Below are 23,770 nucleotides of genomic sequence, written 5' to 3'. Positions count from 1 at the left end.
AGTTTCACCCCAAGATTTATACAGATGCAGCGAATGACGACCTGGGGGTAGGTCGGGATAGCCTTGTACCCGTGATCAGCGCGATAGTCATCGGGGGCACTGGAGCCTCCGGCCTGCGCCCGGCGCACGACCGTGCCCGGGCCTTCGCTGATCCCCGCCACCGGGACCTCCAGCCGATCTTGGCTCATTCCCTCCCGGTCGGCTCTCTCGACGGCATAGCGTCGATCCCGGACGGACACCCCGCCTCGCGGAGCTATGTCATTCATTCCTTCACCTACGTCACGCAATGGCGCGCGACAGGAGCCAGAGGACATGCAGACCAAGCTGGACGAAGCAAAGGCCGAGCTGCTTGCACGGGCGGCCCGGGTAGCTGAGCACAGCCCGGCCGGGGGGCTACTTCCGACTGGGTCCGAGCAGGGAGAGCGTCCAGACCAGGACGCGGTGCTCTCCTACCTCCAGCGCTACTACCTGCACACGGCACCCGAGGACCTCACGGACCGGGACCCGGTCGACGTGTTCGGAGCCGCGCTCTCCCACTACCGGCTCGCCGAGAACCGGCCGCAGGGCACCGCGAACGTGCGCGTGCACACCCCCACGGTCGAGGAGAACGGCTGGACCTCCAGCCACTCCGTCGTCGAGGTGGTCACCGACGACATGCCCTTCCTCGTGGACTCCGTGACGAACGAGCTGTCCCGCCAGGGCCGCGGCATCCACGTCGTGATCCACCCGCAGGTCGTCGTCCGCCGCGACGTCACCGGCAAGCTGATCGAGATCCTCGGCCCGGACTGCGACGCGCACGGCCCCCGCACCTCGCGCCCCCACGACTCCCTCGTCGAGTCCTGGATCCACGTCGAGATCGACCGTGAGACCGACCGCGCCGACCTCAAGCAGATCAACGTCGACCTGCTGCGCGTCCTGTCCGACGTACGCGAGTCCGTCGAGGACTGGGAGAAGATGCGCGACGCCGCGCTGCGCATCGCCGAAGGCCTGCCCGAGGAGCCCACCGCCCCGGACCTGCGCGAGTACGAGCTCGAAGAGGCCCGTGAGCTGCTGCGCTGGCTCGCGGACGACCACTTCACCTTCCTCGGCTACCGCGAGTACAACCTTGTCGACGGCGACGCCCTGTCCGCCGTGCCCGGCACCGGCCTCGGCATCCTGCGCTCCGACCCGCACCACAGCGGCAAGGACGACGGCCACCCGGTCTCGCCGTCCTTCAACCGGCTGCCGGCCGACGCCCGCGCCAAGGCCCGCGAGCACCGCCTGCTGGTGCTGACCAAGGCCAACAGCCGCTCCACGGTGCACCGCCCCTCCTACCTGGACTACGTGGGCGTCAAGAAGTTCGACGCCGACGGCAACGTCGTCGGCGAGCGCCGCTTCCTCGGCCTGTTCTCCTCCGCCGCGTACACCGAGTCCGTGCGCCGCGTCCCGGTCGTCCGCCGCAAGGTCGCCGAGGTCCTGGACCGGGCCGGCTTCTCGCCGTCCAGCCACGACGGCCGCGACCTGACGCAGATCCTGGAGACCTACCCGCGCGACGAGCTGTTCCAGACCCCGGTCGACCAGCTCCAGTCCATCGTCACCTCCGTCCTGTACCTGCAGGAGCGCCGCCGGCTGCGGCTGTACCTGCGCCAGGACGAGTACGGCCGCTACTACTCGGCCCTCGTCTACCTGCCCCGCGACCGGTTCACCACCGGCGTCCGGCTACGCCTGATGGACATCCTGAGGGAGGAGCTCGGCGGCATCAGCGTCGACTTCACCGCCTGGAACACCGAGTCGATCCTCTCCCGCATCCACTTCGTCATCCGCGTCCCGCAGGGCACCGAGCTGCCCGCGCTGACCGACTCCGACGTCGAGCGCATCGAGAGCCGCCTCGTCGAGGCCGCCCGCTCCTGGGCCGACGGCTTCCAGGAAGCGCTGATCGCCGAGTGCGGCGAGGAGCGCGCCGCGGAACTGCTGCGCCGCTACGGCACCTCCTTCGCCGAGGGCTACAAGGCCGACCACTCGCCGCGCGCCGCCGTCGCCGACCTGATCCACCTGGAACGGCTCGCCGCCAGCGACCGGAAGTTCGCGCTCTCGCTGTACGAGCCGGTGGGCGCCGCCCCCGGCGAACGCCGGTTCAAGATCTTCCGCACCGGCGAGCAGGTCTCGCTCTCCGCGGTCCTGCCGGTGCTGCAGCGCCTCGGCGTCGAGGTCACCGACGAGCGCCCGTACGAGCTCCGCCGCTCCGACCGGGTCAGTGCGTGGATCTACGACTTCGGCCTGCGGATGCCGCTGCCCACCGGGAACGGCGACGCCACCGCGGCCAACTACCTCGGCGACGACGCCCGCGAGCGCTTCCAGGACGCCTTCGCCGCGGTCTGGCAGGGCGACGCGGAGAACGACAACTTCAACACCCTCGTGCTGAGCGCCGGCCTCACCTGGCGGCAGGCCGTCGTCCTGCGCGCGTACGCCAAGTACCTGCGCCAGGCCGGCTCCACCTTCAGCCAGGACTACATGGAGGACACCCTCCGCAACAACGTCCACACCACCCGGCTGCTGGTCTCGCTCTTCGAGGCCCGGATGTCGCCCGTCCGCCAGGCCGCCGGCAGCGAGCTCGTCGACGCCATGCTGGAGGAGCTGGACGGGGCCCTGGACCAGGTCGCCTCGCTCGACGAGGACCGCATCCTGCGGGCCTTCCTCACCCTCATCAAGGCGACCCTGCGGACCAACTTCTTCCAGACCACCGGCGAGGGCGAGCAGCACTCCTACGTGTCGATGAAGTTCGACCCGCAGGCCATCCCCGATCTCCCCGCGCCCCGCCCGGCCTTCGAGATCTGGGTGTACTCCCCGCGCGTCGAGGGCGTCCACCTGCGCTTCGGCAAGGTCGCCCGAGGCGGCCTGCGCTGGTCCGACCGCCGCGAGGACTTCCGTACGGAGATCCTCGGCCTGGTCAAGGCGCAGATGGTCAAGAACACCGTCATCGTGCCGGTCGGCGCCAAGGGCGGCTTCGTCGCCAAGAACCTCCCCGACCCGTCGGTGGACCGCGACGCCTGGCTCGCCGAGGGCATCGCCTCGTACAAGATCTTCATCTCGGCGCTGCTCGACATCACCGACAACATGGTCGCCGGCGAGGTCGTGCCCCCGAAGAGCGTGGTCCGCCACGACGAGGACGACACCTACCTCGTCGTCGCCGCCGACAAGGGCACCGCGACCTTCTCCGACATCGCCAACGGCGTGGCGGAGTCCTACGGCTTCTGGCTCGGCGACGCCTTCGCCTCGGGCGGCTCGGCCGGCTACGACCACAAGGGCATGGGCATCACCGCCCGCGGCGCGTGGGAGTCCGTCAAGCGGCACTTCCGCGAGCTCGGCCACGACACCCAGACCCAGGACTTCACCGTCGTCGGCGTCGGCGACATGTCCGGTGACGTCTTCGGCAACGGCATGCTGCTCTCCGAGCACATCCGCCTGGTCGCTGCCTTCGACCACCGGCACATCTTCATCGACCCGACCCCGGACGCGGCCACCTCGTACGCCGAGCGCCGGCGCCTGTTCGAGCTGCCGCGCTCCTCGTGGGCCGACTACGACAGCTCGCTGCTCTCCACGGGCGGCGGCATCCACCCGCGCAGCGCGAAGTCCATCCCGGTCAACGCGCACGTCCGCGAGGCCCTCGGCATCGAGGCCGGCGTCACCAAGATGACCCCCGCCGACCTGATGCAGGCCATCCTCCAGGCCCCCGTGGACCTGCTGTGGAACGGCGGCATCGGTACGTACGTCAAGGCGACGGCCGAGACGCACGCCGACGTCGGCGACAAGGCCAACGACTCGATCCGCGTCAACGGCTCCCACGTGCGCGCCAAGGTCATCGGCGAGGGCGGCAACCTGGGTCTGACCCAGCTCGGCCGCATCGAGTTCGCCCGGACCGGCGCCGGCGGCGAGGGCGGCAAGGTCAACACCGACGCCATCGACAACAGCGCGGGCGTGGACACCTCCGACCACGAGGTGAACATCAAGATCCTGCTCAACGCGGTCGTCGCGGACGGCGACATGACCGTCAAGCAGCGCAACAAGCTGCTCGCCCAGATGACCGACGAGGTGGGTCACCTCGTCCTGCGCAACAACTACGCGCAGAACACGGCGCTCGCCAACGGCGCGGCCCAGGCCCCGAGCCTGCTCCACGCCCAGCAGCGCTACATGCGCCGCCTGGAGAACGCCGGACTGCTGGACCGAGGGCTGGAGTTCCTGCCCACCGACCGGCAGATCCGCGAACTGCTGAGTGGCGGCAAGGGCCTGACCCAGCCGGAACTGGCCGTGCTCTTCGCCTACACCAAGATCACGGTGGCGGACGAGCTCATCGCCACCGGGCTGCCGGACGACCCGTACCTGCGCCGCCTGCTCTTCGCGTACTTCCCGGCCGCCCTGGGCGAGAAGTTCACCGAGCAGATCGACGCGCACGCGCTGCGCCGCGAGATCATCACCACCATCCTGGTCAACGACACCGTCAACACCGGCGGTTCGACCTTCCTGCACCGCCTGCGCGAGGAGACCGGGGCCTCCACGGAGGAGATCGTCCGGGCGCAGCTCGCGGCCCGCGAGATCTTCGGCCTGGCCGAGGTGTGGGACGAGGTGGAGGCCCTCGACAACAAGGTCGCCGCCGACGTCCAGACCCGGGTGCGGCTGCACTCGCGGCGCCTGGTCGAGCGCGGTACGCGCTGGCTGCTGAACAACCGGCCGCAGCCGCTGCAGATCTCCGAGACCATCGCCTTCTTCGCGGAGCGGGTCGGCCAGGTCTGGGCGGAGCTGCCGAAGCTGGTGCGCGGCGCGGACCTCGAGTGGTACCAGTCGATCCTCGACGAGCTGACGGGCGAGGGCGTCCCGGAGGAACTGGCCGCCAAGGTGGCCGGGTTCTCCTCCGCCTTCCCGACGCTCGACATCGTTGCGATCGCCGACCGCACGGGTGTCGGCTGCCTGGACGTCGCCGAGGTCTACTACGACCTCGCCGACCGCCTGGACATCACCCAGCTGATGGACCGGATCATCGAGCTGCCGCGGGCCGACCGCTGGCAGTCCATGGCCCGTGCGTCGATCCGCGAGGACCTGTTCGCGGCGCATGCGGCGCTGACCGCCGACGTGCTGTCGGTGGGCAACGGCAGTTCGACTCCCGAGGAGCGCTTCAAGGCGTGGGAGGAGAAGAACGCGGCGATCATCGGGCGGGCGCGGACGACCCTGGACGAGATCCGCGGGTCGGACGACTTCGACCTGGCGAATCTGTCGGTGGCGATGCGGACGATGCGGTCGCTGCTGCGCGCGCACAGCTGATCGGGCGGTTTGCCGAACGGGCCGGGCCCGGGACCTCTTGGTCCCGGGCCCGGCCCGTTGGCGGTTCAGGGTGCGGCGCCGTTGCCGGGGGCGCTGCCCCCAGAGCCCCGCGCCTCAAAGGCCGACGGGGCTGGAGTTGCGCCGGCGGGGCTGTATTCAGCGGCGGGTGAAGGCCTCGTACGCGTCGCAGACTTCGGCGGACGGGCCGTCCATGCGCATGACGCCCGCCTCCAGCCAGATCGCACGGTCGCAGGTCTCGCGGACCGTGTTGATGCCGTGGCTGACGAGGAAGACCGTGCCGGCCTGTTCGCGGAGCTGCTCGATGCGGGCCTGGCTGCGCCGTTGGAAGGCGGCGTCGCCGGTGGCCAGGGCCTCGTCGATCATGAGGACGTCGTGGTCCTTGGCGGCGGCGATGGAGAACCGCAGGCGGGCGCCCATGCCGGAGGAGTACGTCCGCATGGGCAGGGAGATGAAGTCGCCCTTCTCGTTGATGCCGGAGAAGTCGACGATGCCCTGGTAGCGCTCGTGGATCTGCTGCTTGGACATGCCCATCGCGAGGCCGCCGAGCACGACGTTGCGCTCGCCCGTCAGGTCGTTCATCAGGGCGGCGTTCACGCCCAGCAGGGACGGCTGGCCGTGCGAGAAGATCCGGCCGCGGGCCACCGGCTGGAGGCCGGCGATGGCGGCGAGCAGGGTGGACTTGCCCGAGCCGTTGGAGCCGATGAGGCCGATGGCCTCGCCCTTGTAGGCGGTGAAGGTGACGCCCTTGACGGCGTGCACCTCGCGTACGCCGGGTGCCGGCTTGCGGGAGAAGATCCGGCTGAGGGCCGCGGTGGCGCCGCCCTTGCGGCCTCCGCTGCCGTGGACCTTGTAGATGACGTGGACCCCGTCCGCGATCACGGTGGGGGTCCGGACACCGGTGTCAGCCACGGCCGTATTCCTCCTCTGCCTTCCAGAAGTAGACGAAGCCGCCGACGCCGGCGAGCAGGGCCCAGCCGATGGCGATCGGCCACACGTGGTGCGGGAGCGCATGTGCTTCGAAGCTGTCGATCAGTGCGAAGCGCATCAGGTCGATGTAGACGGCCGCGGGGTTGAGCCTGAGCATCGTCAGCACCCAGTGCGGCAGATCGCCCGTCTTGTGGATCTGCTCGATGGACCACATGACGCCCGAGGAGTACATCCAGGTGCGCAGGACGAACGGCATCAGCTGGCTGACGTCCGGGCTCTTGCTGCCGATGCGCGCCATGACCATGGCGCAGCCGGCGGCGAAGACGGCCATCAGCAGGAGCGTCGGGACGGCCAGGAGCCAGGCAGGTCCGGGCGTCTGGCCGAAGGCGAGCAGCAGGACGACGAGGGCGCCCATGGTGACGAGCAGCTGCTGGAAGAGCTGTACGACGGTGGAGATGGGCAGGCTCGCGCGGGGGAAGTGCAGGGCGCGGACCAGGCCGAGGTTGCTGTGGACGGCTCTGGTGCCGGCGTTGACGGAGCTGCCGATGAAGTCCCAGACGAAGACGCCGGTGATCAGGAAGGGGAGGTAGTCCGGCACCCCGTTGCTGGCCTTCATCGCGAGGCCGAAGACGAAGTAGTAGACGGCCGCGTTGAGCAGCGGGGTCACCAGGTGCCAGACCTGGCCGAGCTTGGCCGTGCTGTACGTGGCCTGCATGCGGGCCGTGGCATACGCGGCCACGAAGTGGCGGCGGTCCCAGAGCTCCGCGACGTAGCGGGGGAGCGAGGGGCGGGCGCCGCTGAGGGTGAGGCCGTGGGCGGCGGCCAGGTCGGAGAGTTCCGCGGAGGTCGCGGGACCGGTCTTGGATGCGGTCGCGGTGGTCACAGGGTTCGCTTTCGACGGGGTCGGTGCGTCGGGTGGCGATGGGACGGGTCCGTATCGTCGCTACGGCGAGGTTAGGGCGTGGAGCGTCGGAACGCAACCGTATCGTCGTGACGGGGCGCGGCTATGCTCTGTGCATGACCAAGGACCCTGCCGCCGCTTCCTCCGCTTCCTCCGCCTCTGAGCCCGCTGCTCCCGCCCGTCGGGCCCCCGCCGGGGCCGCCGTCCTGCGTGAGGACGTGACCGAGGCGATCCGCGGCGCGGTACTGGAGGAACTGGCCGCGGTCGGGTTCTCGCGGATGTCCATCGAGGGCATCGCGCGGCGGGCGGGCGTCGGCAAGACCGCGGTGTACCGGCGGTGGAAGTCGAAGCTGCACCTGGTGCTGGACCTGGTCGGGGCCTTCGCGGCGGACGGCCTGCCGGTGCCGGCGACGGGGTCGCTGTACGGGGACGTACGGGCACTGCTGGAGGTCATGTCCCACGTGCTGAGGCACCCGGTGGCGTCGGCGGTGATCCCCGACCTGCTGGTGGAGGCGGCGCGGAACCCGGAGATCGCGGACGCGGTGCGGGGGGCGTTGCTGGAGGGGCAGCGGCGGCTCGCCGCGGGGATCGTGGGCGAGGCGGTTGCGCGGGGCGAGCTGGCGGAGGGGGTTGACCCGGATCGGGCGCTCGATCTGGCGATCGGGCCGCTGTACTGGCGGCAGGTGGTCGTACGGGACTCCGTGCCCGGCGCGTATCTGGACGAGCTCGCGCGGTCGGTGGTGGCCGGGCTGCGAGCCGCCTGACCCCTGCGGTCCGCCTCCTGGGGCTCCGCCCCAGACCCCGCGCCTCAAACGCCGGCGAGGCTGGATGTGGCCCGGCGGGGCTGGATGTGTGCCCGGAGGGGCTGGGAAATTCAGCCCCTCCGGCGTTTGAGGAGCGGGGGTTCGGGGGGCGGAGCCCCCGCGGGTGGGCTACGGCCAGAGGTGGTGGGCCAGGGTGGGTTCCTGGGCCGGGGCGGCGGCCGGGGCCGGAGGGGTGGGGTGGCGGTCTGCCAGGGGGGTGATCGCCGGGATCGGGGCCGTCTGGCCCAGGAAGACCCGGCGGACCACCCGTTCCGCCGCGTGGCCGTCGTCGTACGAGCAGAACCGCGCGCGGAACGCCGCCCGCAGTTGCGCGGAGCGCGAGCCCTGCCAGTGGCCCGTCGTGAAGATGTCCACCAGCTCGTCCTGGGTCCGGGCGATCGCGCCCGGCGGGCACGACCGCAGGTCGAAGTAGGTGCCCCGGGCCGCCTCGTACGCCTCCCAGTCGTCTGCGTGGATCACGATCGGCCGGTCCAGCGCCGCGTAGTCGAACATCAGGGACGAGTAGTCCGTGACGAGAGCGTCCGAGGCGAGGCAGAGTTCCTCCACCGAGGGGTGGGAGGAGACGTCCAGCAGCCGCGGGTGCGGCTCCCAGGCGCGGTCGGTGTCCGCGTACGTGAGGTGGGTGCGGGCCAGGATCGTGAAGCGCGGGCCCAGGTCGCGCAGGATCCGCTCGAAGTCCAGGTGTTCCGGCCGGCTGCGCCGGTAGTCGCGGTGGGTGGGCGCGTACAGGATCGCCGTGGAGCCCGCCGGGATGCCGAGGCGTTCGCGCAGTTCCAGTACGTCGGCGCGGCTCGCCCGGTGGAAGACGTCGTTGCGCGGGTAGCCGTATTCGAGGGTCGTGTAGGAGGACGGGACCGCCTTCTCCCAGACCAGGGTGGAGTGCCGGTTCGCGGAGAGCAGGTAGTCCCACTGGTCGGCGCCGCGCAGCAGGCCCGCGAAGTCCGTCGTCGGGGTGGCCGCCGGGCGGTCCTGGAGGTCGAGGCCGACGCGCTTGAGCGGGGTGCCGTGCTGGGTCTGGACCAGGATCTGGCCGGGGCGCTTGACCAGGGCGCGGTCGAAGTTGACGTTCGTGACCAGGTAGGTGGCCCGCGCCAGGGCGGTCCAGTACGCCGCCGAGCCCGGGCGCAGCGCCGTAGTCTCCCGGGGCAGGGTCGAGGCGTGCGCCGGGTCGCAGATCCACGCCGTCCGCATCCGCGGCGCCAGTTCGCGCAGTTTGGCCTCGATCGCCGCCGGGTTGCAGGCGTAGCCGCCGTGCCAGTACGCGGAGAAGACCGCCAGCTCCGGGCGCAGGGGGAGGAGCCGCTGGGCCCGGTAGTGCAGGCGCAGGGCCGTTTCGCGCAGGCCCCGCCACAGGGCCGAGGCCGCGCGGCCCAGTGCCAGCCCGGCCGAGCGCAGCGCCGACAGCAGCCGGTAGGTGCGCCGGGTGCCCAGCCGCATCAAGGTGTGCCGGACCCGGTCGGTCCGCGACAGGGACAGCGGCAGCGCGGACCTGCCGCCCGGGGCCCGGTAGCGGCGCAGCAGGGCGGAGGCCCGGCTGAAGAACTCGGCCCGGCCGGCGCGCGGCAGGCGGCGCGGGTCGGCGTACAGGGCGCAGAAGTGCTCGGCCATCCGGCGGTGCACGGCGGGGCGCCAGCGCTCCAGCTCGGGGCGGCCGGCGAGGTAGCCGAAGACCCGGTCGTACTGGTCGAAGATGTCGAGGTGGCGGCGGCTGGTGGTGGTCAGGATCGAGCCGGTGCGCCGCTGGCGGTAGTGGACGCAGACCCGGTCGAGGACGGCGACGGACTCCGCGGCCAGCAGTGCCGGGTAGGTCCAGGGGGTGTCCTCGTAGAAGCCGGGCGGGAATTCGAGGCCCTCGCGCTCCACGTACTCGCGGCGGTACGCCTTGTTCCACACGACCATCAGCATGGCCAGGAGTGCCGGGCGGTCGGCGAGCCGGAAGCTGGCCGGGCCCTCCTCGGACAGCCGGTGCGCGAGGCGGTTGCGCACCAGCTCGCCCGACCAGAAGGCGCGCGCGTAGTCGTAGACCAGGACGTCGGGGGAGCCGGTGGCCTTCAGCCGGTCGGTGATGGCCTGCAGGGCGCCGGGGGCGAGGGTGTCGTCGCCGTCGAGGAAGATCAGGTAGTCGCCGGTGGCCCGGGCCAGGCCCGCGTTGCGGGCCGGGCCCAGACCCAGGTTGTGCGCCAGGTGCACGGCGGTGACCCGGGGGTCACGGGCCGCGTACTCGTCGATGATCGAACCGCAGGCGTCGGGCGAGGCGTCGTCGACCGCGATCAGCTCCAGATCCGGGTACGACTGCGTCAGGACCGAGTCCAGACCCTCCTGGAGGTAGGCCTGGACCTTGTACGCGGGCACGATGACGCTGAACCGGGGCACGGCACATCCAGGGGTCGGCGCGGGCATGGTTCCCCCAGCTACCGCTGGCAGGTGCCCCCAGGAACCCCCGGCGTGGCGATCGGGTTACGCAGGGTGTGGCAATCGGGTTACGGAGCGTCAACGCCGCACGTCAATCACTTGATCGCGCCGGCCATCACCCCCGTGACGAACTGCCGCTGGAACGCGAAGAAGACGACGAGCGGGACCACCATCGACAGGAACGCGCCCGGCGCCAGCACGTCGATGTTGTTCCCGAACTGCCGCACCTGCTGCTGCAGCGCGACCGTCACCGGCGGGTTCGCCGAGTCCGCGAAGACCAGCGCCACGAGCATGTCGTTCCACACCCACAGGAACTGGAAGATGCCGAGCGAGGCGATCGCCGGCCCGCCGAGCGGCAGCACCACCCGTGTGAACAGCCGCAGTTCACCCGCCCCGTCGAGGCGGGCCGCCTCCAGCAGCTCGCGCGGGATCTCCGCGAAGAAGTTCCGCAGCAGGAACACGGCGAAGGGCAGTCCGAAGGCGGTGTGGAAGAGGACCACTCCCGCCGTGGTCTCGAACAGCCCGATGGAGCCGAAGAGTTCGGAGACCGGGATCAGCGCCACCTGTACGGGGACCACGAGCAGCCCGACGACGACCAGGAAGAGCCAGTCCCGGCCGGGGAACTCCAGCCAGGCGAAGGCGTATCCGGCGAACGCGCCCAGGACCAGGACGAGCAGGGTGGCGGGCACGGCGATCGCGACCGTGTTCAGGAGGGACCCGGTGATGGTGTCGTTCGCCAGGAGCCGCTCGTAGTTGCCGGCGGTCAGCCGCGAGGGCGCCGTCAGCACCTGCCACCAGCCGCCCTTGTTGAGGTCGGTGGGGGAGACGAAGGAGGAGATGAGCAGCCCGAGCGTGGGCAGCAGCCAGAAGAGCGCGGCCAGTACCAGGAACACCCGCAGCGCCCCGCCCGCGGCCCGCGCGGCCAGCCGGCCCGCGGCTCGCCCGGCCCCCGCGGTGCTCCCGGTCCGTTCGGGCTTGGACGAACTCATCGGGATCCCTCCTTGCGGAGCCTGCGTATGTTCACGAGCATCACCGGGATCACCAGCACCAGCAGCAGCACGGCGATGGCACTGCCCAGGCCCGGATCGGCGTCGGTGCCGAAAGAGGTCCGGTACAACTGCAGCGCGAGCACGTTCGCGTCGTCCTGGACCGCGCCCGGCGCGATCACGAAGACCAGGTCGAAGATCTTCATGACGTTGATGACGAGGGTGACGAGCACGACCGCCAGGACCGGCGCCAGCAGCGGGACGGTGATCCGGCGGAACACCTGCCACTCGTTCGCCCCGTCCACCCGCGCCGCCTCCAGCAGCTCGCGCGGTACGGCGGCCAGCCCGGCCCCGATCAGCACCATCGCGAAACCGGCCCACATCCATACGTACGCCCCGATGACCGCCGGGGTGACCAGGGCCGGGCCGAGCCACTGCACCCCGGCGTACGCCTCCCGGAAGTTGGCGGCGGGCAGCCGCAGCTGCGCCCCGTCGGCCTTCGCGGACAGGGTGAAGGTGCCGTCGGCGCGGGCCGTGGCCGTGTCGACCACCCGGCCGTCCTTGACCGCCTCGATCCGCATCCCGGCGAAGGCCGACTCGGTCGGGTCGACCGCGTTCGTACGGCCGCCCCCGCCGCGGGTGAAGTCCTGCCAGGCCGTCCCGGTGACCTTCCCCGGCTCGGCGGCCGCCGCCCTGGCCGTCCGCGCGCCCTCGGGCAGGGACTCCGAGGCCACGCCGACCAGCGGCAGCAGCACCGGGGTGCCCGCGCGGACGGGGTCGCGGGTCACGAAGGCGCCCCCGCCGGCGTCGGTGAGCGGGGAGTCCCGGCCCGGGCGGGCCTTGGGGAAGGCCGAGGACTCAGCGAAGGTGTCGTGGACCCCGACCCAGACCGCGTTGGCGACGCCCCGGTCGGGATCGTGGTCGTAGACGAGCCGGAAGATGATGCCCGCCGCCAGCATCGAGATCGCCATCGGCATGAACACCAGCAGTTTGAACGCAGTGCCCCAGCGCACCCGTTCGGTGAGCACCGCGAAGATCAGACCGAGGGCGGTGGCCGTGGTCGGGGCGAGCACCACCCACAGCGCGGTGTTCTTCAGCGCGGTGCGGATGGTGTCGTCGCTCAGGATCTCCCGGTAGTTGTCGCCGCCGACGAACACGCCGCCCGACCGGTCGAAGAAGCTGCGGTAGACCGAGTAGCCGATCGGGTGTACGACGAGCGCGCCGAGCAGCACGAGGGCGGGCAGGAGGAACGCCGCCGCGACCAGCCGGCGGCGCCTGGCCTCCGCGGACAGCCCCCGGGAGGCCTTGACCGGGGCCTTCACGGGATCAGTTCCCGTAGGCCTTGGCCGCGTCCGCCTCCAGTTTCGCCTGGGTCCCCGCCACGTCCGACGGGTTCGCCAGGAAGTCCTGGAGCGCCTTCCACTCGCCCGCGCCCGGGGTCCCGCCGAAGGCCGCCGGGGCCTGGTCCGACATGTCGAAGCGGAAGTCGTCGCCCGCCGCGATCAGCGCCTTGGCGATGTTCCGCTGGATGTCGTTCGGATAGGCGGCCGGGTCCACCGCCTTGTTCGGGGAGACGAAACCGCCCTCGCGGGCCTGGATCTCCGCCGCGTCCGGCGAGGCCAGGAAGGTCAGCAGCGCCTGCGCGCCCTTCGACGGCTTCAGCGCGACCGCCACGTCACCGCCCGAGACCACCGGCGCGTTCCCGCCGACCGCCGGGAAGGGGAAGACGAGGGCGTCCTCGCCCACCTTCGCCTCCGTCTGCGCGATGTTCACCGCCACGAAGTCGCCCTCGAAGACCATCGCCGCCGCCGGCCGGTCGCCGCCGGTGAAGGTCTGCGTCACCGACTTCGGGAATTCCGTGGCCAGCGCCCCGCTCGGCCCGCCCGCCAGGAAGTCCTTGCGCCCGAACAGTTCGCCGAGCGTGGTCAGCGCCTGCTTGACGCTGTCGTCCGTCCACTTGATCTGGTGCTTGGCCAGCTGGTCGTACTTCTCCGGGCCCGCCTGGGAGAGGTAGATGTTCTCGAACCAGTCGGTGAGGGTCCAGCCGTCCGCGCCCGCCACCGAGACGGCCGGCGTACCGGAGGCGGACAGCGTGTCGGCGGCCGTGATCAGCTCCTTCCAGGTCTTCGGGGGCTTGACCCCGGCCGCCTCGAAGGCCTTCGCGTTGTACCAGATCAACGACTTGTTGGCGGCCTTGTAGTACACGCCGTACTGGGTGCCGCCGACCGCGCCGAGCGACTTCCAGCCCGCCGAGTAGTTCTTGTCCAGCTGCGCCTGGGCCTCCGGGCCCACCGGCTGCGCCCACTTGTTCTGGACGGCCGAGACCAGCGCCCCGACCTGCGGGAGCAGCGCGACGTCCGGCGGGGCGCCGCCCGCGATCTTCGTACCGAGGAAGGTGACGATCGGGTCCTGGGCCGGGACGAAGGTCACGGTGGCCCCCGTCCGCTTCTCGAACTCCTTCAGGACCTTGGTGAAGTTCGCCTGCTCGGGGCCGGTCCAGACGGCCGAGACCTCCAGCTTCTCCCCGTCGAGCTTCGGTAACTCCACCTGCGGCCCGGTCGGTCCCGCGGCCTTCGGCGGGTCCGTCTTCGCGTCCGTGTCGCCGCCGCAGGCGCTCAGCGCGAGCGCGCCCGCCGCGGCGAGCGCCGTCCAGGTGAGTGTCGTGCGGCTCGTTCCGTGCCTGCGCATGGTTCTGCCCCCGATGCCCGTGGTGTGTCCCGGACCACAAGGTCTACGCCGACCCGCGCGCCCCCGCAATACCGCCTCGCGGGGGGCACGGGTGGTCCTCAGGGACCCGGCGGGAACAGCACGGGTATCGCCGAGACCAGGTGAGAGGCCCGGTCCAGGGCGCTGGCCAGCAGCGCGAGGTCGGTCGGCCCGTTGCCCAGTTCGCGCACCGGACGGCGGGCAGGCGGATCACCCATCCGCTCCCACTCCACCGGGACCACGGTCGGCCTCAGGGTCGCCGTCCGCGGGATCCGGCCGGTGACCCGGCCGGCCTGGAACGGGATCGTGCGGCCGTCCGCGTGCCGGAGCAGGCCGCGGCCGGGGCCCGGCTGGTCGGGGGCGTCGAGCTCCACGCGCAGGGTGGTCAGCCGGGCCAGCCCCGTCTCGGCCGTACGGTCCGGGCGGGCGGTGGTCGCCACCAGGTGCACGCCGAGCCGGGCGCCCTCGCGGGCCACCGCCTCCAGTGCCCGCACCACCGAGCCGGCGGCAGGCCGGCCCGTACTGCCCAGGCCCGGCGCGACCAGCGCGTCGAGGTCGTCCACCAGCACCACCAGGCGGGGCAGCGGGCTCGGGCCGGCCGGGCCCGTGCGGGTCGTCGACGCGCGGAGCCGGAGCGTTCCCGTGCGCTGCGGGTCGAGGTCGCCGCGCAGCTCGCCCTGGGTGGGCTGGCGGGGTGAGACCAGCCGGTCGGAGACCTCGTGCTGGGCGTGCCACTCGGCGAACGGCACCCCCTCCAGCAGCTCGGCCCGGCGCTTGAGCTCCGCGCCCAGCGCCTGCGCGAACTCGCGCATGCGCACCGGATCGGAGGCGACCAGGTGGGCGGAGACGTGCGGGAGCTCGGTGCAGGGCAGCAGCCCGTCACCGCGTTCGCCGCCGGCCCCGTCGAGGAGGACCAGCCCGAGCCGGTCGGGCCGGGCGGCCGCGGACAGCGATGCGGCCACCGAGCGCAGCAGCTCCGTGCGCCCGCTCCCGGCCGGCCCCTCGATGATCAGGTGCGGGCCGTCGTGGACCAGCTCGGTGCCGACGGGGCCGCGCCGGCCGCTGCCCAGCACGATCTCGGCGAGACCGCCCGTGCCCTGCCCCTGGTCGGTGGCGGCGGCCCAGCGAGCCATCAGGGAGGCCGGGGTGGCCCGGGCCAGCCCCAGCTCGTCCAGCAGCCGGGCGGTCGCGGGCAGGGTGGCGGCGGACGGCCGGTACGGGGCGGCGGAGCAGCCGTCGGTGGTGCGCAGGGGCGCCAGCGCCCGGGCGAAGCGCTCGGCCCAAGCGGCGGAGACGGCGTCGGCGGTGGCGGTGCCCCCGGACGGGGCCGGCCGGCCGCCGCTGACCGCGAAGGTCCGTACGGCCGTGGCCACGTCCCCGCTGAGCAGGGCGACCGCGCCGCAGTCCCGGAAGGCGGGGTTGCCCGCGCACGCGGCCTCGTACGTGTCGGCGACCGGCGAGGCGGCGGTGGCGGCCGGGGCCTCGGCGAGCGCGAGCACGTGGATCCCGGCGGCCGGGCCGTGCGAGGCGAGCCGCCCGGTGATGTCGCGCAGCGGACCCGCCCCGGGATCGCCGTCGAGGACGACGAGCGTGTACGGGCCCGCGTAGGCGTCGGCGGCCTGCCGGACCCGCTCGGGACCGGCGGCGGCCCAGTGCGTGCCCAGCGGGCCGTCGTCCAGGCGCCGGGTCAGCTCACCGGTGCGGGCGGCGGCCTGGTCGCGGTCGTACGCGAGGAGGAGCCGGCAGTCCTGGCCGTGCGCGGGCCGTACGTGGGGCAGCCAGCCGAGCCAGCCCCAGTCGCGCCGCCGCTCGGCGAGGCCGCGGGTCCGGTCGGTGGAGACGAGCACGATCTCCAGCTGCCCGGGCGCGTGCAGTCCCGCCAGTTGTGCGACGGCCCAGCGGGCGGTCCCGGTCAGCCGGGCCCGCGGGCCGGCGATGCCGAGGCCGCCGACGGCCGGCAGCGACACCCGGCTCCCGGCGCCGAGCCCCACCTCCAGCAGCCTGGCGTGACCGGGCCGCCCGGGCGTACGGGACCACAGGCGCTCGGTGGGTCCCATGGCGGCCAGCAGCAGCGCGGCCGGGTCGTCCGGGTCGGGGTCGGGGGTGGTGGGCGCCGCCTGCGGCGCCGCCTCGGCGAGGTCCTCGCCGCGCACCCATTTGCGGGCCCAGGCCCCGAGCCCCTTGCGGCGTCCGGCGGAGGCTCCGCCTCCGGAGGTGCCGCCGGGAGCCGACCATCCGGCGGCGCCGTGGGCGTCCGGCGGTCCGGCGGGGGTTCCGGGGCGCGGCCCCGGGGGCGCGCCGGCCCCGGCCGGACCGGAGCCCGCCCGTCCGGCTCCGCCCGAGGCGTCCTGCGTTCCGTCGGAACCGGCCCACCCGGCCGCGCCGGCCGGTCCCGTGACCCGTCCGGCCGCGGCGGAGGCGTCCGGCGCCGGGCCGGGGGCGCCCGTCGGGCCCGCGCCGGGGGCCCCGGGATGCGGTGCGGGCGGCGCGGTGGCGGCCGCGCCGGCCGGGGCGCCGGAGGCGCCCGACCAGCCGGCGGCGCCCGCCGGGGGCGGCACGGAGAGGTGGCCCTCCTGGTCCGGGGTCACCGCGAGCGCGGGCGTCGCGCCCGCGGGCGCGAGCCGCAGCGTGGACTCGCCGACCCGCAGCAGCGCCCCCGGCGGCAGGGCGACCGGCTGGGCGCCCACGGGGGAGCCGTCGAGGGTGGTGCCGTTGGTCGAGTCCAGGTCGGCCACCGCGACCCGCCCGTCGCGGATCACCGTGACCGCGCAGTGCAGCCGGGACACGTCGGGGTCGTCCAGCGGGACGTCGGCGTCGGCGGAGCGGCCCACCCGGATCTGGCCGCTGTGCAGCAGGTGCACGCCGCCCGCGTCGGGTCCGGCGACGACGTGCAGCTGGGGTGCGCCGAGGCCGTCCTCGGGCAGCACGTCCGGCACGGGCCCGTGCAGGGCCAGTACCGCGCCGTCCACGAGCGGCGGCTCGCCCAGCACCCGCCGCTGGAGGTCGAGGCGCTCGGAACCGGCGTAGAGCACGACCGTGCCGCCGGTGTCGGGCCCGCCGACGGTCGCCGCGAGCCCGGAGGCGACCGCGGCCAGCGCGGTGCCGGCCGGTGCCGTGACGAGCACGTCACAGCTCGCGGGGGCGGTCGCGGTCTGGTGGCCGCTGCGCGACCCAAGGACGGTCAGCCGGATCTGCATCGCCGTCAGCGGTCCCTTCTGCGCGGTGCGCGGTGTGTGCGCCCGGCAGGGGAAGTTCGGGACATGGCTGCCCGATCGCCCCCCACCCGGCACGGACGCGTCGTCCGGTCAGGTCTGCCGGAAGGCGGGGCTCCCGTCCCGTGCCGTTCCGTACGTGTGCATCCTCGCACCTGTCGCGGACAACACGCCCGGCACCCACCAACAAATGATCTTGATCGGTCGCAGCCCGGCGCGGACCTCGACCGGATACGGACGGCGAGCGGGGGAAAGACAGGGAAAAACGCCACGGGCATACCCCGCGAACATCACCCTCCGTACATATGTGCGGCAACCAACCTCCGACGACCGGCGTCTTCCCGGGGGACACCCCCTAGAGTGGGCCGGAAAACCAATCCGCGGATCGACGACAACTCGACCACGACTCGACCACGAACAGACGACAGCAGGGGAGCGCGAGACGTGCGGCCAGTCGGCAGCAAATACCTGCTCGAGGAGCCGCTCGGGCGCGGCGCCACGGGCACTGTCTGGCGTGCCCGCCAGAGGGAGGCCGCCGGCGCGGAGGCGGCCGTCGCCGGACAGCCCGGCGAGACCGTGGCCATCAAGGTCCTCAAGGAGGAGCTGGCCCAGGACCCCGACATCGTCATGCGCTTCCTGCGCGAGCGGTCGGTCCTGCTGCGCCTGACCCACCCCAACATCGTGCGCACCCGCGACCTCGTCGTCGAGGGCGATCTGCTCGCCCTGGTCATGGACCTGATCGACGGTCCGGACCTGCACAAGTACCTCCGCGAGAACGGTCCCTTCACCCCGGTCGCCGCGAGCCTGCTGACCGCCCAGATCGCCGACGCGCTCGCCGCCAGCCACGCCGACGGCGTGGTCCACCGCGACCTGAAGCCCGCCAACGTCCTGCTCGACGAGCGCGGCGGCCAGATGAAGCCGATGCTCACCGACTTCGGCATCGCCCGCCTCGCGGACTCCCCGGGCCTGACCCGCACCCACGAGTTCGTCGGCACCCCGGCCTACGTCGCGCCCGAGTCCGCCGAAGGCCGCCCGCAGACCTCCGCCGTCGACATCTACGGCGCCGGCATCCTCCTCTACGAGCTGCTCACCGGCCGGCCGCCGTTCGCCGGCGGCACGGCGCTCGAAGTGCTCCACCGGCACCTCAGCGAGGAGCCGCAGCGCCCCTCGACCGTGCCCGAGCCGCTGTGGACGGTCGTCGAGCGCTGCCTGCGCAAGGAGCCGAACGAGCGCCCCAGCGCCGTGAGCCTGGCCCGCGGCCTGCGCGTGGTCGCCGCCGGCATCGGCGTGCACTCCTCGGCCGCCGAGGTGGAGGCCGCGCTCGGAGTGGGCGCGATGCTCGCCCCCGACCCCTCGCCGGCGCCGGTCCCCGTGACCCCGGGCGCCGCCGACCCCACCCAGGTGCTGCCCTCCGGCGCCGGTTCGCCCGCCGGGGCCTACGACCCGAACGCCATGACCAGCGTCATGCCGCCGGTCGGCGCGGCCGACGCCACCTCGGTGCTGCCGAGCACCGGGGCTCCCGGGGCCGACCCGACCTCGGTGATGCCCCCCGTGCAGCGGCCGGACCAGCCGCACCCGTGGCAGTCGCAGATGCAGGCCGCCCGCGACCGCAACGAGCAGACGCAGGTCCAGTACCTGGACCCGAACGAGGACCCCCTGCGGCGCCGCCCGCAGCGGCAGGCGCCCCCGCCGCCGCAGCACCGGCCGCAGCAACAGCAGCCGCAGCAGCCGTACCGGCAGGGCCCGCCGCCCCAGCAGCAGTACCAGCAGCCGCAGCAGCCCCAGTACCGCCAGCCGCAGCAGCCGCCCCAGCAGCAGTACGCGCCGCCTCCGCCGCCGCAGCACTACCAGCCGCAGCAGCAGCGCCAGCCTCAGCAGTACCAGCAGCCGCCTCAGCAGCCGCAGTACCGCCAGCCCCAGCCTCCGCCGCAGCAGCAGCCCCCGCAGAGCCCGGCTCCCCGGGAGCCCCGCGAGCCGCGCCGCCGCAGCGCCAACCCGGTGCGGATCCCCGGCCTCGGCTGCCTCAAGGGCTGCCTGGTCGTCATCCTGCTGTTCTTCGTGGCGGGCTGGCTGGTCTGGGAGCTCACCCCGCTCCAGGAGTGGGTCGGCACCGGCCTGGGCTGGTGGGACCAGCTGTGGAGCTGGGGCACCCGCATCGTCGACTGGGTGAGCACGGTCGGCGACTCCGCGGGCTCCGCCTCCTCGGGCTCCACCAAGTCCTGAAGCGAGGCCCGTAGCGCCGACTTCGTAGATTTGTCGACTTCTGAGGGGTGATTTCACCCGCAGAAGCCGAGGTCGCCGCGAATCCGGGCCCCTGCTGGCCTCCAACGCCCACCCGGCCGCGTAGCTTTGGTGCGTACGCCAGCCGCTGAGGGAGCAGTCGTGGCACGGAAGATCGGCAGCCGGTACACCGCGCACCAGATCCTGGGGCGCGGCAGCGCGGGCACGGTGTGGCTGGGCGAGGGGCCTGACGGGCCCGTCGCCGTCAAACTGCTGCGCGAGGACCTCGCGTCCGACCAGGAGCTGGTCGGACGCTTCGTCCAGGAGCGCAGCGCGCTGCTCGGCCTGGACCATCCGCACGTGGTCTCCGTCCGTGACCTCGTCGTGGACGGCAACGACCTCGCCCTCGTCATGGACCTCGTCCGCGGTACGGACCTGCGCACACGGCTCGACCGGGAGCGGCGGCTCGCCCCCGAGGCGGCCGTGGCGATCGTCGCGGACGTCGCCGACGCGCTGGCCGCCGCGCACGCGGCGGGCGTCGTCCACCGCGACGTCAAGCCCGAGAACGTGCTGCTGGACATGCAGGGGCCGCTCGGCCCGGGCGGTTCGCACCCGGCGCTGCTGACCGACTTCGGCGTGGCCAAGCTGATCGACACCCCGCGGCGGGCCTCCGCGGGCCGGGCCTCGGCCCCCACCACCCGGATCATCGGCACGCCGGACTACCTGGCGCCGGAGATCGTCGAGGGCCTGCCCCCGCGGGCGGCCGTGGACATATACGCCCTGGCCACCGTCCTGTACGAGCTCCTGGCCGGCTTCACCCCCTTCGGCGGGGGCCACCCGGGCGCGGTGCTGCGCCGGCACGTCACGGAGACGGTCGTCCCGCTGCCGGGGATCCCCGACGAGCTGTGGCAGCTGATCGTGCAGTGCCTGGCGAAGGCCCCGGCCTCGCGGCTGCGGGCGTCGGAGCTCTCGGTGCGGCTGCGGGACCTCCTGCCGCTGCTGGCCGGGATGCCGCCGCTGGACGTGGACGAACCGGACGACGCGGATCCGGACCCCGAGCCCTCGGACGAGCCGGCCGCGGACCCGGTCCGCCGCCGGGGCGTGGTCCCGCTCGTCCCCGGCACCGCGACGGACTCCAACCGGGACACCCACACCTCGATGCGGGTGCCGGGGCCGGACGAGCTGGCGGGCGGGGCGCTGGGCACGGCGCGGGTCCCGCGTCCGGCCGGCGGCCACCGGCCCGGCTCCGCCCGGCACCGGGCGGAGGCCGCCCGCAAGCGGCGGCTGGTGCTGTCCGTGTCGGCCGTGGCGCTGGCCGCGGCCGTCGGCCTGGGCGGCTGGCTGGCCTTCTCCGGGGGCGACGAGCCCCCACCCCAGGACAGCAAGCAGTCGGTGCCCCGCAAGCCGTAGCCCTGCGGGCTGCCCACAGGGCTCTGCGCCTCAAACGCCGGCGAGGCTTCAAGACCGGGGCTCCGCCCCCGAGCCCCCGCGCCTCAAAGCGCCGGCGAGGCTGAAAAGACCGGGGCTCCGCCCCGAACCCCGCGCCTCGAACGCCGGCGAGGCTGAAATTGCCCTCCGGGCAATCCAGCCGCGCCGAACGGACGGCATGGGCCAAAATCCAGCCCCTCCGGCGTTTGAGGAGCGGGGGACGGGGCGGAGCCCCGGATCTTTGAGCCGCGCCGGCGATTGAGGCGCGGGCACGGGCAGGGCCCGGCAGGCCCCGTGCAGCGTTGCCGAGCCCGCTCTCGCCCCGCCGGGTACGGCTACGCCGTGACGAGTTCCGGGTGCCAGCGTCGTGCCACGGCGGGGTGGGCCCGGACCCAGCCCTTCAGCTCGTTGCGCCCGTACTCGGCGTGCAGCGGGTTCGACGCGTCGTGGGCGACCCCGGGGGCCGACGCGAGGTAGTCGCCCGGGACGGTCTCCACGACCGCGTCCAGCCGCGGGTTGTAGAAGAACGGCACCGAATACCGCTCCACCGCCCCCGGCGGGCTCACCACCCGGTGGTCCGTCGCCGTCAGGTAGCCCTCCGTCGCGATCTCCAGCAGCTCGCCCAGGTTGACCACGAACGCCCCCGGCAGCGGCGGGACGTCGAGGTAGCCGCCGTCGCGCACGACCTGCAGGCCTCCCACCGAGTCCTGCAGGAGCAGGGTCAGGAAGCCGTAGTCCTTGTGCGCTCCGACCCCCTGGTCCGCGCCGGACGGGGCGGATCCGGGGTAGCGGATCAGCTTGGTGTGCAGGTGCGGGCGGTCCGCGAAGGCCTCGTCGAAGAAGTCCGCCGGGGCGCCGATCGAGGTGAGGAGCTCCCGGAGCAGCCGGTGGGCCACGGCCGCGAGGCGGGACTGCCAGTCCAGGACCACCGTACGGAGCTCCGGGAGCGCGGCGGGCCACTGGTTCGGGCCCTCCAGCCACAGGTAGGCCGGGTCGTCCGGCCCCACCTCCGGAGCCGGGCGCTCCGCGCCCACGTCCAGCTGGTCCCGCCAGTCGGAGGCCCCGCCGGTCAGCTCGTGGCCGATCCGGGTGTAGCCGCGGAAGTGCGGGGAGTTCAGGTTGCTCACGGCGAGCCGGTCGGCCTCCGGGAGGGCGAAGAAAGCCCTGGTCAGCTCCAGGATGCGGGCGCTCTCGGCGGCGGTGACGCCGTGCCCGGTCAGGTGCAGGAAACCGGTGTCCCTGGCCGCTGCGTGCAGCTGCTTCAGGAAGTCGGCCCGCTGGGCCGGGTCGTCGGCCTGGGAAAGGTCCAGGACGGGGAGAGTGTGCGCGGACGGCATGACGGCTCCGTTTCGGGATGTCACGGGGTCCTGTTCCCCAGAGGTGGTGGGGGCCGCGGGTGGAGGTGGGTCGCCGACAGAGGTGGTGCCGGGACCGCGTGAGCCGCGTACAGGACCAAGTCGGATCGGGGTGGATCAGGCTTGGGTACGGTCCGGCGGCAGACAGCTCGTCGTCGTGACACGCATGTGGTCGACATGGCGGCGCTTGACGAGGAGAACGGTCATACCGTGAGCGTACGCCCGTGCGGGCCGTCATCAGTACGGGCGATCCGGCCTGCCCGGACGGCGTTGTCCGGGGACCGGCTACGCTGGACCCGTGGCAGTCGTCGATGTTTCCGAAGAGCTGAAGTCCCTCTCCTCGACCATGGGGTCGATCGAGGCCGTCCTGGACCTCGACAAGCTGAGGGCAGATATCGCCGTGCTCGAGGAGCAGGCCGCTGCGCCGTCCCTGTGGGACGACCCGGAGGCCGCCCAGAAGATCACGAGCAAGCTTTCGCACCTCCAGGCCGAGGTTCGCAAGACCGAGGCCCTGCGCGGGCGCATCGACGACCTCGCGGTGCTGTTCGACCTCGCCCAGGAGATGGACGACGCCGAAACCCTCGCCGAGGCCGAGGCGGAGCTGGTCTCCGTGCGCAAGGCGCTGGACGAGATGGAGGTCCGGACCCTGCTCTCCGGCGAGTACGCCGAGCGCGAGGCCCTGGTCAACATCCGTGCCGAGGCCGGCGGCGTCGACGCCTCCGACTTCGCCGAGCGCCTCCAGCGCATGTACCTGCGCTGGGCCGAGCGGCACGGCTACTCCACCGAGATCTACGAGACCTCGTACGCGGAAGAGGCCGGCATCAAGTCGACCACCTTCGTCGTCAAGGCCCCGTACGCCTACGGCACCCTCTCCGTCGAGCAGGGCACCCACCGCCTCGTCCGGATCTCGCCCTTCGACAACCAGGGCCGCCGCCAGACCTCCTTCGCGGGCGTCGAGGTGCTCCCGGTCGTCGAGACCAGCGACCACGTGGAGATCGACGAGGCCGAGCTGCGCGTCGACGTGTACCGCGCCTCCGGCCCCGGCGGCCAGGGCGTCAACACCACCGACTCGGCGGTGCGCATCACGCACATCCCGACCGGCATCGTGGTCTCGTGCCAGAACGAGCGCTCGCAGATCCAGAACAAGGCCAGCGCCATGAACGTCCTCCAGGCCAAGCTGCTCGAGCGGCGCCGCCAGGAGGAGAAGGACAAGATGGACGCCCTCAAGGACGGCGGCAGCTCCTGGGGCAACCAGATGCGCTCCTACGTCCTGCACCCGTACCAGATGGTCAAGGACCTGCGGACGGAGTTCGAGGTCGGCAACCCGCAGGCGGTGCTCGACGGCGAGATCGACGGCTTCCTGGAGGCCGGGATCCGCTGGCGCAAGCAGCAGGAGCAGACCGCGTAGCGGGTAACCCGACAGACACGGACGAGGGCCCGGACATCACCGATGTCCGGGCCCTCGTCCTGTGCGGTGATCGGTACG

13 protein-coding genes are annotated in these 23,770 nt (G+C 72.9%); 5 read left to right on the top strand and 8 right to left on the bottom strand.

Translation table 11 applies throughout. From position 1 onward, the window contains the following. The first annotated feature begins 312 nt into the window (after window positions 1-312). Entirely contained in the window at window positions 313-5,292 is a 4,980-nt protein-coding gene (locus OG472_RS18820) for an NAD-glutamate dehydrogenase (protein WP_405830372.1), read from the top strand. A gap of 156 nt (window positions 5,293-5,448) precedes the next feature. Here the strand turns inward: OG472_RS18820 and OG472_RS18815 are convergent, their stop codons facing one another. Both OG472_RS18815 and OG472_RS18810 read right to left on the bottom strand, forming a co-directional pair. Then, window positions 5,449-6,222 (bottom strand): ABC transporter ATP-binding protein, encoded by a 774-nt coding sequence (locus OG472_RS18815; RefSeq protein WP_405830371.1) that lies wholly within the window; start codon window positions 6,220-6,222, stop codon window positions 5,449-5,451. Then, the gene (locus OG472_RS18810) at window positions 6,215-7,123 is read right to left on the bottom strand and encodes an ABC transporter permease (RefSeq protein WP_401602388.1); all 909 of its coding nucleotides are present in this window, start codon (window positions 7,121-7,123) and stop codon (window positions 6,215-6,217) included. Before OG472_RS18810 ends, OG472_RS18815 begins: the two co-directional genes overlap by 8 nt. Before the next feature lie 134 nt (window positions 7,124-7,257). Here OG472_RS18810 and OG472_RS18805 point away from each other — a divergent pair, with 134 nt between their 5' ends. Beyond that, window positions 7,258-7,905, top strand: coding sequence for a TetR/AcrR family transcriptional regulator (locus OG472_RS18805; RefSeq protein WP_405830368.1), 648 nt, complete (start codon window positions 7,258-7,260; stop codon window positions 7,903-7,905). Between the two features lie 168 nt (window positions 7,906-8,073). Here OG472_RS18805 and OG472_RS18800 read toward each other — a convergent pair whose 3' ends face one another. The 5 genes from OG472_RS18800 to OG472_RS18780 all read right to left on the bottom strand — a co-directional run bounded on the left by OG472_RS18800 (window position 8,074) and on the right by OG472_RS18780 (window position 17,266). Next, entirely contained in the window at window positions 8,074-10,338 is a 2,265-nt protein-coding gene (locus OG472_RS18800) for a CDP-glycerol glycerophosphotransferase family protein (protein ID WP_405830366.1), read from the bottom strand. Window positions 10,339-10,472: 134 nt separating this feature from the next. Continuing rightward, window positions 10,473-11,366 (bottom strand): carbohydrate ABC transporter permease, encoded by an 894-nt coding sequence (locus tag OG472_RS18795; protein ID WP_401602382.1) that lies wholly within the window; start codon window positions 11,364-11,366, stop codon window positions 10,473-10,475. Further along, window positions 11,363-12,655, bottom strand: coding sequence for a carbohydrate ABC transporter permease (locus tag OG472_RS18790; protein ID WP_405943194.1), 1,293 nt, complete (start codon window positions 12,653-12,655; stop codon window positions 11,363-11,365). Before OG472_RS18790 ends, OG472_RS18795 begins: the two co-directional genes overlap by 4 nt. Before the next feature lie 34 nt (window positions 12,656-12,689). After that, entirely contained in the window at window positions 12,690-14,051 is a 1,362-nt protein-coding gene (locus OG472_RS18785; RefSeq protein ID WP_405941773.1) for an ABC transporter substrate-binding protein, read from the bottom strand. Between the two features lie 98 nt (window positions 14,052-14,149). Further along, complete coding sequence (locus OG472_RS18780) at window positions 14,150-17,266, bottom strand: FHA domain-containing protein (protein WP_405941772.1); 3,117 nt, start codon at window positions 17,264-17,266, stop codon at window positions 14,150-14,152. A 459-nt stretch (window positions 17,267-17,725) separates the two neighbouring features. Here OG472_RS18780 and OG472_RS18775 point away from each other — a divergent pair, with 459 nt between their 5' ends. Both OG472_RS18775 and OG472_RS18770 read left to right on the top strand, forming a co-directional pair. Next, window positions 17,726-19,504: a protein kinase domain-containing protein gene (locus tag OG472_RS18775; RefSeq protein ID WP_405830358.1), complete on the top strand. Its 1,779-nt coding sequence runs from the start codon at window positions 17,726-17,728 to the stop codon at window positions 19,502-19,504. 159 nt (window positions 19,505-19,663) lie between these two features. After that, a complete protein-coding gene (locus tag OG472_RS18770; protein WP_401602375.1) occupies window positions 19,664-20,911 on the top strand; it encodes a serine/threonine-protein kinase in 1,248 nt (415 codons plus the stop codon). 353 nt (window positions 20,912-21,264) lie between these two features. On the opposite strand, the gene OG472_RS18765 is transcribed toward OG472_RS18770, so the two are convergent. Next, on the bottom strand, window positions 21,265-22,266 hold the full coding sequence (locus OG472_RS18765; protein ID WP_405830356.1) for an isopenicillin N synthase family dioxygenase: 1,002 nt from the start codon (window positions 22,264-22,266) through the stop codon (window positions 21,265-21,267). Between the two features lie 316 nt (window positions 22,267-22,582). Here OG472_RS18765 and prfB point away from each other — a divergent pair, with 316 nt between their 5' ends. Then, window positions 22,583-23,692, top strand: coding sequence for a peptide chain release factor 2 (gene prfB, locus OG472_RS18760; protein WP_383567959.1), 1,110 nt, complete (start codon window positions 22,583-22,585; stop codon window positions 23,690-23,692). The last annotated feature ends 78 nt before the right edge of the window (window positions 23,693-23,770 follow it).

The sequence above is a fragment of the Streptomyces sp. NBC_00207 genome (genome assembly GCF_045160965.1).
In the GTDB taxonomy this organism is placed as follows: domain Bacteria; phylum Actinomycetota; class Actinomycetes; order Streptomycetales; family Streptomycetaceae; genus Streptomyces.
Note: the sequence above shows the minus strand (reverse complement) of the source record. Positions and strands in the feature narration are given on the sequence as shown.